A 16,183-nucleotide genomic window follows, 5' to 3' on the forward strand; every position below is an offset into this window, starting at 1 on the left:
AAAGGCTTTTTTTGCTATAATAAAAATAAACGGGTGAATTATGGATAAAGCAAGACTTCGGAAAATCTTAATTATTTTAGGAATCATTTTAATTGGTATTGTTCTCTACCGATTGTATTTAGAATTTCATAAAGATATTTCTTTGTTGTTAGATCCTAAAGCCAGCCGTGAGCTATTGTTAAAAGAGGTTCGTTCTCACGGAATACGGACAGCTGGATTGTTAATCGCTTTAACTGTTTTGATGTGTGCTTTACCAGGGCTGCCAACTTCTGTGATCGGGATTTTAATCGGTGTCTGTTACGGTCCTTTAATAGGTAGCTTAATGAATATTGCTGGCAATGCGGGGGGCAATTTATTATCGATGACTGTATTGAAACGTTTAAAGATTATGTCCCATGAACATAAGGACAATCAATGGGTGAAACGTATTTCGCAAATGAAGCATCCTAAAATTGGAATCATGCTGGCTTATATGGTCCCCGTAATTCCATCATTTATTGTCAACGTTACCGCTGATACATTGCGGTTGCCACTAAAAGAAATTTTTTTATCTGTGTTAATCGGTGTTTTACCATCTTCTATTTTGTACGCATTTGGCGGTGAAGCATTGTTCCATGGAGATACAAAAACTGCAATAATCTTAGTTGCAAGTGTTATCGTATTAGTTTTACTTGTCCGATTTATCAAAAACAAACATCAGCACCAGCTAGAAAAATAAGACTAGCTGGTTTATTTATTAGTTTAGTGTATCTTTTTTAAAGTTATTTATTTGACATTTTTTAAAAAATATAGACAATTAAGGATAAAGCAATACACTAAGGTGGGATGAAGAGTGAAAAGACGAATTGAGCGAATTTATCAACTGGTTTATCAACAATCTGGGATAACAACAGTTGAAATAGCTGAAACATTAAATATTCAGCGATCTAATGCAAGTAAGGATTTAAATCTTTTAGTAAAAAATGGTCAACTAAAAAAAAGTGAAGGTCGACCAGTCCAATATTTTGCGACTGATCGGAACCAGACAATCCTGGCACAGACGCTAACTTCTCCATCAACACCAACAAAATCACAAGAAAACATCAGTTATCCCAATCAAGCAACCGATGTGTTTGCTAGAATAATCGGTACAACTGGCAGTATGAAAAATGCGGTAGAACAAGCAAAAGCGGCAATTTTATATCCACCTAAAGGCTTGAATTGTTTGATTACTGGTCCGACAGGTTCAGGGAAAACTTTTTTTGCTCATGCCATGTTCCAGTTTGCTCAAACCAATCAGATTGTCGATCAAGATAGAGAGCTAATTGTTTTTAACTGTGCCGACTACGCCAACAATCCAGAGCTTTTAATGAGTCATCTTTTTGGATACGTAAAAGGAGCTTTTACTGGAGCGGAAACTGATCGTGAAGGATTGATTCAGCAAGCAGATGGCGGAATGCTGTTTCTAGATGAGATTCATCGTTTACCGCCAGAGGGTCAAGAAATGATTTTTTATTTCATGGATCACGGTAGCTATAATCGTTTAGGAGAAACAGGAAAAACTCATTTTGCTGATGTACGAATTGTGGGTGCGACGACAGAAGATCCACATTCAGCTTTATTGGATACTTTTGTGCGGCGAATTCCTATCAATATTCAAATGCCATCATTTAATCATCGACCAGTCGTAGAACAATTAGATTTGGTTCGAGTGATGGTGGCGATGGAGGCCAATCGGATTCAACGTAAGATTACATTGACAGAAGATGTAATTAAGGCGCTGTTAGGCAGTGTCTCTTATGGAAATGTTGGACAATTAAAATCAAATGTTCAATTGATATGTGCCCGTGGTTTTATGAATCATATGTCTCAAGAGGTTATTCAAATCACAATCAATGATTTAACTGAAGGAGTAAAAAGCGGCTTGGTTCAATTATCTGCGGATCGGGTCAAAACCTCTGATATTTCTCCGTATCTAGAACCAGAGATGGTGGTTACTCCAGATGAAATGAATGAATTAATTCGTACAGATACTTATGAGTTACCTTATAATTTATACGATATTATTGGTGATAAAGCTGCTTTGTTGAAAACCGAAGGACTAGATCAAGAAACCATCAATCATTTTATTTCTACAGATATCAATGTTCACTTAAAATCATTTTATAAAGATCACGGTTTTTCATTTGATACAGAGAGCCGTTTAAATGAATTCGTTGATAAACAAATTATTGATTTAAGTAACCGAATTGCCAGTCTTGTGAGTGAGAGATTGCAAACCTATTTTCAACAGAATTTTATCTATGCTATGAGTTTACACATTTCTTCTTTTTTAAAGAAAATAAATGTAGGTGAAACACGGGAAACAAATGTTAATATTCGTGAAATGGCTAATGATTATCCTCAAGAATTTGTTGTGGCGCAAGAAATTCGCCATTTAGTAGAAGAAGAATTTCAAGTAGTGATTCCAGAAAGTGAAGATTATTATTTAACTGTCTTACTAGTTTCTTTACGAGACGATCAACCAAATGGCAAAATCGGCGTTGTAGTAGCTGCACACGGAAACAGTACCGCTACTTCAATGGTGAATGTAGTAAAAGAATTATTGGAGGTAAATCATATTCAAGCGGTTGATATGCCGTTGGATATGCATCCAAGAGTAGCTTACGAAAAAATCCGCGAAGCAGTTATTTCGGTTAATGAAGGTAGCGGTGTTTTAATTATGGTAGACATGGGATCGTTAGCTACTTTTAATGAAGAAATTAAAGCCGACACCGGTATTTCAGTTAAAACTTTAGATATGGTAACGACACCTTTATTGATGGAAGCAACGCGAAAATCTAGTGTATTAGGTTCAGGATTAGAGGATTTATTTCAATCATTAGGTGAATTTAGAGGTTACGGCCGAGTAGAAAAGAAAAAAGTCGCAAAAACTCAGGTAGAAAAAATTATTTTAGCTATATGTGCATCAGGTGAAGGCACCGCGCAACGGCTTAAAGAGATTATTGAGCGACCATTAAAACAAAGAAAATTAGACCATATTTCAGTTAAAACATTAGCTGTAACAGATATGAAAGAGAAAATTGCTGATTTTCAAGAGAAATATCAAATTATTGCCACAACCGGGATTTTAGATCCCAAAATAAGTGCACCTTATATTCCAATGGAAAGAATTTTAAACCAAGAAACAAACCAAGTGTTAGACGAACTCCTTTTGGAAAATGATCTATCAGAACAAAAAGATGTGGTGTTGACTGCAACAAGCGCCAAAGATTTATGCTTGAAATTTATGGAAGAAAGTTTTACTTTTATTAATCCTAAAAAAATGTTGGCTCCACTTTGGCAATTAGCTGAAAGAATCATCGGAAATCAAAAGGAATCAAAAGACTATGCATTGATGGTGAATTTTGTTATGCATATGTCAGGAACAATCGAACGAAGTATTTTAAATGAACCCTTAATGATTGATCAACAAGAATTAGCTAATTTTGAAGCAAATAATAATAATCAAAAAATGAATAATGCTTTAAATGATTTAGAAAATCAATTAAACGTTACAATTCCTAATTCAGAAAGGTACTATATTAATCAATTATTACAAAATAAGCAAGAAACAATACAATAAAAGATACACAAAAAGGATACAGTATTCTGTATCCTTTTTGTGTATCTTTTTATAAATGCTTTAAAATCAATGATAAATCAGTAGTGTATTTTGGCACGCTTCTTGCTTATATATAAATGAACACTATAATACTGTGTTCTAGTATCTTTTTGTAGTTTTCTGTAGGAGGTGATCGAATGGTAATGGATATTAAACTTGCCAGAATCGATGACCGGCTAATTCATGGGCAGGTAGCAACAGTTTGGTCAAAGGCAACTGGAATAGAACGGATTTTAGTTGTGAGCGATGATGTTGCTAAAGATGAGTTGCGGAAATTTTTATTAAAACAAGCAGCGCCGCCAGGAATTAAGTCAAATGTTGTCACTAAGAAAAAGTTGGTGGAGGTTTATCACGATCAATTGTTTGATGGAATGAAAGTCATGCTATTGTTTGCTACGCCGAAGGATGTTTTAGCGATCGTAAATGCTGGAGTGAAATTAGATTCAGTAAATATTGGTGGTATGCGTTTTTCTCCAGGTAAAAAAATGATTACGAACTTTATTTCAGTTGACGGAGAGGATGTAGCAGATTTTGAACAGTTACATCAGTCGGGCATCGAATTAGAAATAAGACAAGTTCCTAACGATCGTAAGAACAATTTAATTTCATTAATGCAAAAAGAAAAGATGCTGAATTAATTTTGGTTACAGGTTTTTTAGAACTTATTTATATTATTGCACTGTAACAATAAAAGTAGGAGGTATAAAGATGGTAGGAATTATCCTTGCTAGTCATGGGGAATTCGCTAACGGTATTTTACAGTCCGGCACGATGATTTTCGGAGAACAAGAAAATGTCAAAGCAGTGACATTGATGCCAAGTGAAGGTCCAGATGACGTTAAGCAAAAAATGGAAGAAGCTGTAGCCTCTTTCGAAAACCAAGATGAAGTGTTATTTCTAGTCGATCTTTGGGGTGGTACACCGTTCAACCAAGCCAATAGTTTGTTTGAAGAACACAAAGACACATGGGCAATCGTTGCCGGCATGAACTTGCCAATGGTGATTGAAGCTTTCTCTTCACGTTTCACAATGGAATCTGCACAAGAAATTGCAGCTCACATTATTGAAACAGCTAAAGAAGGCGTGAGAGTAAAACCTGAAGAATTACAACCAGTTGAAGCAGCAGCTGCAATGCCTGAAGCAAGTCAACCAGCTGGATCTATTCCAGAAGGAACTGTATTAGGTGATGGTCATATCAAATTCGTATTAGCACGTGTTGACTCTCGTTTGTTACACGGACAAGTTGCGACTGCATGGACAAAAACAACTGGACCAAACCGGATCATCGTGGTCTCTGATGCTGTGGCTAAAGATGATTTACGTAAAAAATTAATCGAACAAGCTGCACCTCCAGGAGTTAAAGCTAACGTTATTCCAGTAGAAAAAATGATTGAAATTTCAAAAGACCCTCGTTTTGGAAATACAAAAGCGTTGTTACTTTTTGAAAATCCACAAGATGTTTTACGTGCAATTGAAGGCGGCGTTGACATTAAAGAAATCAATGTTGGTTCAATGGCACATTCTGTTGGGAAAGTTGTTGTAAGTAAAGTATTATCAATGGGTCAAGATGACGTGGATACTTTTGAAAAATTGAAAGCTGACGGCATCACTTTTGATGTTCGTAAAGTGCCAAATGATTCAAGAGCTAACTTTGATGAATTACTTAACAAAGCTAAAAATGAATTAAAAAACGCTAAATAAAAAGAAAAAAATAGGAGGGTTTATAAAATGTCTGTTATCTCAATGATATTAGTCGTTCTTGTAGCTTTTCTAGCTGGTATGGAAGGTATCTTGGATGAATTCCAATTCCATCAACCGCTAGTAGCATGTACATTAATTGGTTTAGTAACTGGTAACTTAACTGCCGGCATTATCCTAGGTGGATCTTTACAAATGATCGCTTTAGGTTGGGCAAATATCGGAGCTGCCGTAGCACCCGATGCTGCATTGGCATCAATCGCTTCTGCAATTATTTTAGTTTTAGGGGGACAAGGCGTTAAAGGTGTTTCTTCTGCGATTGCAGTAGCGGTTCCTTTAGCTGTTGCTGGTTTATTCTTAACTATGATCGCTCGTACTTTAGCTGTGCCAATCGTTCACATTATGGATGGTGCCGCTGAAGAAGGAAACTTTAGAAAAGTTGAATTATGGCATATTATCGCTATCTGTATGCAAGGTTTACGGATTGCTATCCCTGCAGCTGCCTTATTAGTTATTCCTGCAGACACTGTTCGTGGTTTCTTAGAATCAATGCCTGCTTGGTTAACAGATGGTATGGCAATTGGTGGTGGTATGGTAGTAGCCGTTGGTTATGCAATGGTTATTAACATGATGGCAACTCGTGAAGTATGGCCATTCTTTGCAATTGGTTTTGCATTGGCTGCTATTTCACAATTAACTTTGATCGCACTAGGTGTTATCGCTGTTGCTTTCGCTTTAATCTACTTGAACTTGTCTAAATCAGGCGGCGGTTCAAATGGTGGTGGCGGATCATCAAATACTGGTGACCCACTTGGCGATATCTTGAATGACTATTAATCTTGAAGGAGGAGAAATAAAATGGCAGAAAAAATCTCATTAACTAAAAAAGATCGTTTATCTGTTGCATGGCGCTCAACGTTCCTTCAAGGTTCTTGGAACTATGAACGGATGCAAAATGGTGGTTGGGCATTTGCAATGATCCCAGCGCTTAAAAAATTATATACAACTAAAGAAGATCGCTCAGCGGCATTAAAACGTCACTTAGAATTCTTTAATACTCACCCATATATCGCTTCACCAATCTTAGGGGTTACTTTAGCCCTTGAAGAAGAGCGTGCCAATGGTGCTCCTGTTGATGATGTAACTATTCAAGGGGTAAAAGTTGGTATGATGGGTCCTTTGGCCGGTGTTGGTGACCCAGTCTTCTGGTTTACAGTTCGTCCAATTTTAGGTGCCCTAGGAGCTTCTCTAGCTTTGACAGGGAACATTTTAGGTCCAATTATTTTCTTCGTTGCTTGGAATATTATTCGTTGGGCATTTATGTGGTACACACAAGAATTCGGCTATCGTGCTGGGTCTGCTATCACTGATGACTTATCTGGTGGTTTATTACAAGATGTAACTAAAGGTGCATCAATTCTTGGGATGTTCGTACTAGGAGCTTTGGTTCAACGTTGGGTAAATGTTAAGTTCACACCAGTTGTTTCTGAAGTAAAACTTGATAAAGGCGCTTATATTGATTGGAATAGCTTACCAAGTGGTGCAAAAGGTATTCAACAAGCATTACAAGATCAAGCTTCAGGTCTATCATTATCAGCTACTAAAGTAACTACTTTGCAAGATAACTTAGATCAATTAATTCCTGGTCTGGCTGCGTTACTACTTACTTTCTTATGTATGTGGTTATTGAAGAAAAAAGTTTCTCCAATTATCATTATTTTGGGATTATTCGTAGTAGGTGTTGGCTTACACGTTTTAGGTGTTATGTAATCACAAAAATTCTTAGTCAGCTGGGACAAATTTTTGTCCCAGCTTCTTTTATTAATAAACAAAAACTCGTATAATGAACGAAGTAGCAAAGGAGGATCATAAAATGGTTCAATCAATCAACACCAAAGTTGACTTAGTAATTGATGGTACTTCTTATTTGGGAATGTCTGATTATGGCAAAATCATGATCGGTGACAAAGGTTTTGAATTTTTCAATGATCGTGATGCCAAAAAATTTATCCAAATTCCGTGGGAAGAAGTCGATCAAATTATTGCATCAGTAATGTTTAAAGGAAAATGGATTCCGCGTTTTGCAGTAAAAACAAAACGAAATGGTACATATAGTTTTTCATCTAAAGATCCTAAGAAGACCTTACGGGCAATTCGTGAATACGTTGATCCAAGTCACATGGTACGCTCTCTTAGCTTTACTCAAGTAATTACACGAGGATTAAGAGGGAAATTTCAAAGAAAATAATGTTTAAGTAGGACTACAGTCTTTAGCAATCTTTGCTGAAACTCTAGTCCTTTTTTTAAAATTATCTTGCAGTTTGTAATTCTTTGATGTAAAATTTTGTTACAGTTTTGTAATGAAAATGAAATATTTGGTTTAGAAGAAAGATTAATGACTTATTTTATTATTTGAATGATAGGAGTACTAGCATGAATGTAGTTGATTGGGGAAAAAAGGTAAGCTTTGAAAAATTTAAATCAAAAAAGAATCTTTTTTTCTTTATCGTTTTGCTACTACTGGTAGTTTTACGCTTAGGCTTATATCTTAATGCTGATTATTTTGCGAATCTTTACGGTTCATATGATGATGGTCATTATATTCATTTAGCAGATGAATTGATTTCCGGTAATTGGCTGGGTGATTACAATGCGACAACCTTGTCAAAAGGTATTTCCTACGCGCTTTTTTTAGCTGGCAGTTATAAACTTCATCTTCCATATAGTTTGAGTTTTGGATTGTTACAGATTTTTGCCGCTTTTCTGGCAGCTCAATGTTTCAAACCCATTGTTAAGAGTCAATTATTTTTTAGTGGCATATTTATTTTTTTCTTGTATTCGCCAATTACTTTTATGGATGAGTATAGTACGCGAATTTACCGAAATGCGTTGGTGGTGCCAGTAGCCGTCATTATTATAGCTTGTACGATCGGTATTTATTTAAGACGCGATGGGAGCATTAAAAAGTTTGCTCTTTGGATGAGTGGTTTAGTGGTTGCTTTACCTTTTTTTTGGTATTTGCGAGAAGATAGTATCTGGATTTTTCCTTTTGTTGCCGGGGGTCTTTTTTTTGCAATTGTTCAGTTGATATTGACTCAACAAAAACAACAACCGGTTATCGATGTTATGAGACGAAAAATAGCTAAATCTTTTATCACGAAAATTCTACCTAAAATTTTGGTCTGCGCACTGCCATTTATTTCGATTTTAGTTACAACTAAAATATTGGTGGCGATAAATGACCAGCATTATGGTGTAGCAATGGTTAATGACCGCAGTGACGGCGAATTTGTGACTTTGATGAGTTATCTGATTCGATTGGATGATGGTACAGATTTAAATCAAAAAGATAATAAGATTTGGATTACGCGGCAGGCGGTAAAAAAAGCAGAGCAAGTTTCACCAACTTTACAGAAGATGAAAGTGAATACCAATTGGATCTTTACTGATAGTGTTTGGGCGACTGCTGATAAACAAGTATCTGGTGATTATTTCTTCTGGGGATTTCGTGAGGCACTAAAACAACGAGGTTATTACAATAATAACGCTGAGCAGACCGATAATTTATTAAAGAAAATAAATCATGAACTAAGTGAAGCTTATCGAGAGCAAAAAATTACGACTAAAAAAGAATTTTATTTAACTAAAAGCGGAGATGGGAAAATATTCAAGGATTTTCCAGGTGTTTTTAATTTAATGGGCGTTGCGATTGGCGAAAATTTAGATTATGGTAGCTATGAACAGGGTAGAAATATTCTATATTCCAGCAAGAAAGATCGAAAAATTGCTGAAAAAATCTTGGATCATTCTTTTTCAGGTCGTTGGCAATCAGCAGAAAGTGAGCCTATCAGCCCACCGATTGCTTTGACGGGTAGAGTAGCAAATCGTTTGATTCTAGTGGCTAATCTCATTAAGATACCTATTATAATAATTTCCATATTTGGCTTAGGTTTGATGGTATTGGGTAGTATTTTTTCAAAGAAGCAGCAAATTTTTTATCGTGATCACTTGTTGATTACGGTTGGTCTAGGTTTGACGTATATCGTTTTTCTTTTTGGGGTTGCTTGGTTTTGTTCTTTTGGAGAAACTGCTCAAATCCGACAATATTTTATGCGTGTCTATACAGGTGTAGGTGTTTCAATTATGCAATTTATAGCAGTCTTTAGTGGCCTTCATTTTGTTAAATTATTTAATCGTAAAAAAATCAAGAAATAACTTCTCAAAATTAGGAATCCTTTTCTTCTGACTTTATTTATAGAGTTGAAGAGAAGGATTTTTTTATAAATAAAAATAATGGCACAAAGTTCTGTGCCAAAGCTGTAGCTACTATTAATTGCTGAAACAATTGGAGGCGATTACAATACAAGTATAGAAAAATTACTTTTTTGAAGGAGGAAACGAAAATGGAAAATACTCGTCCGAAAACGGGGATTAAAGCGAAAGTCCAAAAGTTAGGTAGTAGTCTTTCAAGTATGGTCATGCCAAATATCGGTGCATTTATCGCGTGGGGGGTACTGACAGCTTTCTTCTTGGAAACTGGTTGGACACCAAATGCACATTTAGCATTGATGATTAGTCCGATGTTGACTTATTTATTGCCATTATTAATCGGTTACAGTGGAGGTAACTTAATTCATGGTCAACGGGGAGCAGTCGTGGGTGCTATTGCAACAATGGGTGTGATTGTTGGTTCAGATGTACCGATGTTTATTGGAGCTATGATTATGGGTCCTTTAGGCGGTTGGGTGATTAAGAAATTTGATGATATTTTTGCTGACAAGATTAAAGCTGGTTTTGAAATGTTAGTAAACAACTTTTCAGCTGGTTTACTTGGTTTTGGTTTAGCGATTTTAGGGAATTATGGGATTGGACCAATTGTAAGTTACTTAACTGAATTAATGGGTAAAGGTGTAGAAGCAATTATTAATATGCATCTATTGCCATTAGCGAATGTCTTAATTGAGCCTGCGAAAATTTTATTCTTAAACAATGCGATTAACCACGGAATTTTAACACCATTAGGAGCTGAACAAGCAGCTGCAACTGGTAAATCGATTTTATTCTTATTAGAAACAAACCCTGGACCAGGTTTAGGTGTATTGTTAGCCTTCACTATTTTTGGTAAAGGTGCTGCGAAATCTTCTGCACCAGGTGCAATCATTATTCAATTCCTTGGTGGGATTCATGAAATTTACTTCCCTTACGTAATGATGAAACCGCTATTGTTCTTAGCTGTAATCGCTGGTGGTGTATCAGGAACCTTTGTATTTTCAGTACTAGGTGCTGGGTTACAAGCAGCAGCTTCACCAGGTTCGATATTGGCTGTCTTAGCGATGACGCCACGAGGAGCATATTTTGCTAATATTGCCGGGATTGTGGTCGCCACAATTGTTTCTTTCTTAGTTGCTAGTATTATTATTAAAGCAGATAAAAATGAAGAAGACGATTTAGCCGCTAGTCAAGCCGCTGTTTCAAGTGCTAAGGCTTCTGCTAAAGGTCAAAGCTCTAATGCAAGTATGACTGAGTCTAATCAAGAAATGTTTGGTAATGTTAATAAAATTATCTTTGCTTGTGACGCGGGTATGGGTTCTTCAGCAATGGGAGCTTCAATCCTACGGGATAAAGCGAAAAAAGCTGGTCTGAAAATTCCAGTTTCAAACTCAGCAATCAATAATTTGAATGATGATCCAAATGCTTTGATTGTAACTCAAGTAGAATTACATGAACGGGCAAATCAAAAAGCACCAAGCGCAACTTTTGTATCTGTCGAAAACTTTATGAATTCACCCCGCTATGATGAAATTGTTGATAATTTAAGTAACGATGCTCAAACTGGTGCGGCAGTTGCACCAGCAGTCAGTGATGATGTAGTGGATGGCGTGGCTGATTATAGCAAAGTAACTCATCTAATTGTTGCTTATCAAGATACTAAAGGTTCTGCACATATGGCAGCAACGATTATTAAGAAAATTTTGAAAGATAAAAATTTAGCTTATCCAGTTTCAGTACTTCCAATTGCTGACTTAAAAGATGAAGTTGATGCAATGATTATCACGCTAAATGCGGAAACAGTTGCAGCTGAGCAACAAGCACCAAGCGCTGTGCATGTTTCAGTGACAGATTTAGTAGCATCGGAAAAATTTGATAAATTGATTGATCATTTAGTGAACAAGTAGTTTTTTTACTCGAACCGTATTAAGCTAAGTATGAATAGGTCACATTTTTCTGAGAATATTTGTATAATAAAGATGGGCCGAACTGCTAAGCAATTTGTTTAGATACCAGTTTGGTCTCATCCTTTTATTGATTTAGTTGTTTAAAAATGGGGGAAAGAAAAGTGTATTTTTCGGTTCGAGAGAAAAAAATATTAGCCTTACTGTTAGAGTATCCAAATGGAGTGGCTTTAGCAGATTTACAAGATTTGTTACAAGTCTCTAAAAGAACGATTTATCGGGAAGTTGCCAGTCTTGAAAAAACAATTAAATCTCTAGATGTTCAGATTATTAAGCCACGGGGAGCTGGTTATCGAATTGTCGGTGATTCGCAAGATTTAGCTAAGCTAGCTGAACAATTAGATGGTGACGAAAACGAATGGTTCACAGATAACGTAATACGGCAAAGTGCGATTGTTTGTTCTTTATTATTGAACGATGAGGAAGAAACAATTGAAGGTTTGTCTTATGATTTTGCCGTTAGTACGACGACAATTACAACTGATCTACAAACAATTGAAGCGAGTTTAGTCAGTTATCAATTAGATTTGGCCCGATTGAAAGGGCGTGGCATTAGTATTGTTGGCCGTGAAAATGAACGTCGCCAATTATTAAGTAATTTGATTTTTAATGGTATCAGCGAGTATGACTTCTTTAACTTTTTAGATCAATTAACATTAGAAAATCTACAGCAAGTATCTGACAATTATTTTTTAAGCTTATTGTCTAGTGAAAGCTTGTTTCAAGCCAAGAAAATATTTGGCGAAGTAAATGCCAGTTTATTTGATCGCGTAACTGACAATCAAATGCAACGGATCTTAATTATTTTAGCATTGTCGATTGATCGTATGAAAACGGGACACATGATTGAAAGTGATATCCAAGAAAACCCAAAACCAGAAAGTATGCAATTGGCGAGTCAGGTTATGGTAAAGGTCGCTACCTTGATTAAACAAAGTATTACCAATCAAGAAGTTCGCTTTTTTGCCCATCAATTAGAGGGCGTCAATTATAAAAAGCCACAAAATATCTTTATTGATAGTTTTGATGTGGAACTATCCTATAAAACGCGTGAATTGATTCGTCTAGTATCTGAAGCGACAAGTTATGACTTTTATAAAGATGAACAATTGTTTACCGATTTATTAGCGCACATGACCGCTGCATTAAAGCGCAGTTTAACCGTGATTCAAGGCAGTAACAATCCAATACTACAAAAAGTGATGGATAAGTATCAAAAAGTTACGGCCTCAGTTGTCGAAAATTTGGCGGTGGTTTTCCCAGACCATGCGTTTACTTTTGATGAACTGGGTTATGTAGTGATTCATTTCGCTACATCGTTGGAAAGATATCCTACCAGTAAAAATCTCAGTACTTTAGTATTGTGTTCTAGTGGGATTGGAACGGCTCGAATTTTAGAGAGTCGTTTAAATAAATATATTCCAGAAATTGAAACAGTTCAGGCTGCTAAAATATCAGAAATGAATCACTTGAATTTTCATGACTACGATATGATTTTATCAACAGTCTTTCTGCCTGGTTTTGAATTGCCTTACAAAGTGATTTCACCCTTATTATTAGATGATGAACTGCGGGAAATTAAGGAATATGTAAGAGGCATTCAGCCAGAAGCAGTGAATCTGAATCCAACTGATCTGATTTTAGAAGGTAGTGAAACTTTTGATGAAATCTATGAAACCATGCGGATTGCTAATAATTTACTGAGAGCGTTTGATTTAAAAAAAATCAAAGCCAAAGAAACAATTGAAGAAACACTGGCTGAAATTATTGAAAGCTTAACTGGAACCATTGTCAGTGATGCTAATATAGTGACTGATTTGGTAATCCAACGATATCTAGTGGCGCCGATTGGCATACCAAAAACTAATTTTGCCTTGTTTCATACAGCAGCACCTGAAATCAAAGAACCTTTTTTTACCATCTATGATTTGGATCATTCTTTTTTAATTCAAGGAATGGATAAAAAAAGTATTGAACTGACCCGGATTTTATTATTGTTGGCGCCTGATCCGATGCCAGAAAGTCAAAGTAGTTTGTTAGGCAAAATAAGTAGTTCGATTATTGAAAGTGATTTGAATACGGAGATTTATAAATTCGGCAATAAAGAAATTATTTATCAATTGTTGAGTTCATTATTTGTTAAGGAAATTCGCGAAAATTAAATGATTAATCAGGAGGAAAGAAAGATGGAATTACAAGCAGAAATGATTTTAGTCGACCAAACATATCAAAATAAAGAAGAGGCTATTCGTGCAACGGGACAATTATTAGTCGATGCTGGTTGTGTAACACCAGAATATATCGAAGCAATGATTGAACGGGATAAATTGGTTTCAGTTTATATGGGAAACTTTATTGCCATTCCTCATGGCACCGATGAAGCCAAAAAATATGTTCAAAAAAGTGGTATTTCGGTAATCCAAGTGCCTAGCGGAGTGCAATTTGGTGCTGATGATACGGATGATGTAGCGATGGTTTTATTTGGCATTGCCGGTGTTGGTGATGAACATTTGGATATTCTACAAAAAATTGCAATTTACTGCTCAGATGTAGAAAATGTTGTAAAACTAGCAGATGCGAAAACAAAAGAAGAAATTATTGGACTATTACAGGAGGTTGAATAAACATGCAAGCAACACATTTTGGAGCCGGAAATATCGGTCGTGGATTTATTGGTGAAATTTTGGCTAGCAATGGTTTTTCCATTGATTTTGTGGATATCAATGAAACAATTATCAATGCCTTAAACGAAAGAAAGGCGTATGACATTGAATTAGCAGATGCCAGTAAAAAAAGAATTCATGTAGAAAATGTCGATGGGCTAAACAATAAAGACAATCCAGCAGCCGTAGTAGAGTCTGTTTTTAAAGCAGACATTGTTACTACCGCTATTGGTCCAAATGTGTTGCCTTTTATTGCTGAATTAATCGCTCAAGGAATTCAAAAACGCCAAGCAGCAGGTTTGGAAAAACCATTGGACATCGTTGCTTGCGAGAATATGATTGGTGGAAGTCAATTTTTATTTGGTAAAGTCAAAGAATTTTTGACTACTGAAGATTTAGCTTACGTTGAAAAATATATTGGTTTTCCAAATGCGGCAGTCGACCGGATTGTACCGATTCAACATCATGAAGATTCTTTATTTGTCTCAGTGGAACCTTTTAGTGAGTGGGTGATTGATGAAACTCAAAGTAAAAATAAAGCTGTTCATTTAGATGGTGTAGAATATGTCGCTGATTTAGAACCTTATATCGAAAGAAAATTATTTTCTGTGAATACTGGTCATGCGACTGTAGCATATACCGGAGCCTATAAAGGTTACAAAACCATTGGTGAAGCGATTAAGGATCCAGATGTATTAGGAAAACTAAAAGCTGTTTTAGCTGAGACAGGAAATTTATTAATAGATAAATGGGGCTTTGATAAAGCTGTTCATCAAGCTTATGCCGATAAAATTGTTGGCCGCTTTGAAAATCCATATATTTCAGATGGTGTTGATCGTGTCGCACGGACGCCGATTCGTAAACTTGGCTATGACGAAAGATTTATCCGACCAATCCGCGAGTTAAAAGATCGCAACTTAGATTATCAAAATTTAGTTGACGTGGTTGCTATGATCTTAAGTTACAACGATCCAGCTGATCAAGAAAGTGTGGAATTACAAAAATTATTGGCTGAAAAAACAGTTGCTGAAGTTATTAAAGAAGTTACTGGTTTAAAAGATGATGAATTAATTGGTGAAATTGTAAAAACTTATCAAAAATAAACTGGTTTATGAGGAACTGATGATAGTTCCTCTTTTTTTGCTAAAAATTTAAGAAATGGTCTATACAATTCTTGCAAAATAAAAAAATCTGATTTATAATTGGTACATACCAAATGAGAGATAGGAGTTTTTACCATGGAAGTTATTCGCGTAAAAGACGCTGTTGCAGGCGGAAAAAAAGCATTTGAATTGATTAAAGCAGGTATGGACAGTGGGGCCAAAGTTTTAGGTTTAGCAACCGGTAGTACTCCTGAAACTTTATATCAAGATATGGTAAGTAGTGAGATTGATTTTTCTGATATGACATCAGTAAACTTAGATGAATATGTTGGCTTAGGCGGCGAAGATACACAAAGCTATCGCTATTTTATGAATGATCATTTGTTTAATCAAAAACCATTCAAAGAAACTTTCGTTCCAAATGGAAAAGCGGAAGACTTAGCAGCTGAAAGCAAACGTTATGACCAAGTAATTGCTGATCATCCAATCGATATTCAAGTATTAGGAATTGGACGTAACGGTCACATTGGTTTCAATGAACCAGGGACTTCATTTGATGCAACTACCCACGTAGTTAAATTAACTGAATCAACAATTGAAGCGAATAAACGTTACTTTGATAAAGCAGAGGACGTTCCAACTCATGCCTTGTCAATGGGGATTGGTTCAATTATGCAAAGTAAAAAAATTATTTTAATGGCTTTCGGCGAAAATAAAGCCGATGCAATTAAAGGTATGTTGGAAGGTCCAGTAACTGAAGACTTACCAGCAAGTGTTTTACAAAACCATCAAGACGTGATCGTAATTGTTGATGAAGATGCGGCAAGTAAATTATAAAAAATA

The 16,183-nt window shown here is 35.9% G+C and carries 13 protein-coding genes; all 13 read left to right on the plus strand.

The genetic code is table 11. The features are described from left to right. Window positions 1–40 precede the first annotated feature (40 nt). The 13 genes from KUA55_RS01485 (at window position 41) to nagB (ending at window position 16,177) form a co-directional block, all read left to right on the plus strand. The gene (locus KUA55_RS01485) at window positions 41–718 is read left to right on the plus strand and encodes a TVP38/TMEM64 family protein (RefSeq protein WP_218324402.1); all 678 of its coding nucleotides are present in this window, start codon (window positions 41–43) and stop codon (window positions 716–718) included. A 114-nt stretch (window positions 719–832) separates the two neighbouring features. Next, the gene (locus KUA55_RS01490) at window positions 833–3,604 is read left to right on the plus strand and encodes a sigma-54-dependent transcriptional regulator (protein ID WP_218324403.1); all 2,772 of its coding nucleotides are present in this window, start codon (window positions 833–835) and stop codon (window positions 3,602–3,604) included. Between the two features lie 176 nt (window positions 3,605–3,780). Continuing rightward, window positions 3,781–4,281, plus strand: a complete 501-nt coding sequence (locus KUA55_RS01495) for a PTS sugar transporter subunit IIB (RefSeq protein WP_218324404.1) — start codon at window positions 3,781–3,783, stop codon at window positions 4,279–4,281. Window positions 4,282–4,351: 70 nt separating this feature from the next. Beyond that, complete coding sequence (locus KUA55_RS01500) at window positions 4,352–5,344, plus strand: mannose/fructose/sorbose PTS transporter subunit IIA (RefSeq protein ID WP_218324405.1); 993 nt, start codon at window positions 4,352–4,354, stop codon at window positions 5,342–5,344. Between the two features lie 27 nt (window positions 5,345–5,371). After that, window positions 5,372–6,178, plus strand: coding sequence for a PTS mannose/fructose/sorbose transporter subunit IIC (locus KUA55_RS01505; RefSeq protein ID WP_218324406.1), 807 nt, complete (start codon window positions 5,372–5,374; stop codon window positions 6,176–6,178). A 21-nt stretch (window positions 6,179–6,199) separates the two neighbouring features. Beyond that, complete coding sequence (locus KUA55_RS01510) at window positions 6,200–7,111, plus strand: PTS system mannose/fructose/sorbose family transporter subunit IID (protein WP_218324407.1); 912 nt, start codon at window positions 6,200–6,202, stop codon at window positions 7,109–7,111. Between the two features lie 103 nt (window positions 7,112–7,214). Beyond that, window positions 7,215–7,589 carry a DUF956 family protein gene (locus KUA55_RS01515; protein WP_218324408.1) on the plus strand — a complete coding sequence of 125 codons (375 nt, stop codon included), beginning with the start codon at window positions 7,215–7,217 and terminating at the stop codon, window positions 7,587–7,589. Between the two features lie 185 nt (window positions 7,590–7,774). After that, window positions 7,775–9,556: a hypothetical protein gene (locus KUA55_RS01520; RefSeq protein ID WP_218324409.1), complete on the plus strand. Its 1,782-nt coding sequence runs from the start codon at window positions 7,775–7,777 to the stop codon at window positions 9,554–9,556. Between the two features lie 188 nt (window positions 9,557–9,744). Continuing rightward, window positions 9,745–11,517 carry a PTS mannitol transporter subunit IIBC gene (locus KUA55_RS01525; protein ID WP_218324410.1) on the plus strand — a complete coding sequence of 591 codons (1,773 nt, stop codon included), beginning with the start codon at window positions 9,745–9,747 and terminating at the stop codon, window positions 11,515–11,517. Window positions 11,518–11,678: 161 nt separating this feature from the next. Next, window positions 11,679–13,736 carry a BglG family transcription antiterminator gene (locus KUA55_RS01530; RefSeq protein ID WP_218324411.1) on the plus strand — a complete coding sequence of 686 codons (2,058 nt, stop codon included), beginning with the start codon at window positions 11,679–11,681 and terminating at the stop codon, window positions 13,734–13,736. A gap of 24 nt (window positions 13,737–13,760) precedes the next feature. After that, window positions 13,761–14,198, plus strand: coding sequence for a PTS mannitol transporter subunit IIA (locus tag KUA55_RS01535; protein WP_218324412.1), 438 nt, complete (start codon window positions 13,761–13,763; stop codon window positions 14,196–14,198). A gap of 2 nt (window positions 14,199–14,200) precedes the next feature. After that, the gene (locus tag KUA55_RS01540) at window positions 14,201–15,340 is read left to right on the plus strand and encodes a mannitol-1-phosphate 5-dehydrogenase (protein WP_218324413.1); all 1,140 of its coding nucleotides are present in this window, start codon (window positions 14,201–14,203) and stop codon (window positions 15,338–15,340) included. A 135-nt stretch (window positions 15,341–15,475) separates the two neighbouring features. Then, a complete protein-coding gene (nagB, locus tag KUA55_RS01545) occupies window positions 15,476–16,177 on the plus strand; it encodes a glucosamine-6-phosphate deaminase (RefSeq protein WP_218324414.1) in 702 nt (233 codons plus the stop codon). The last annotated feature ends 6 nt before the right edge of the window (window positions 16,178–16,183 follow it).

It is taken from the genome of Enterococcus alishanensis, from assembly GCF_019218635.1.
In the GTDB taxonomy this organism is placed as follows: Bacteria; Bacillota; Bacilli; order Lactobacillales; family Enterococcaceae; genus Enterococcus_A; species Enterococcus_A alishanensis.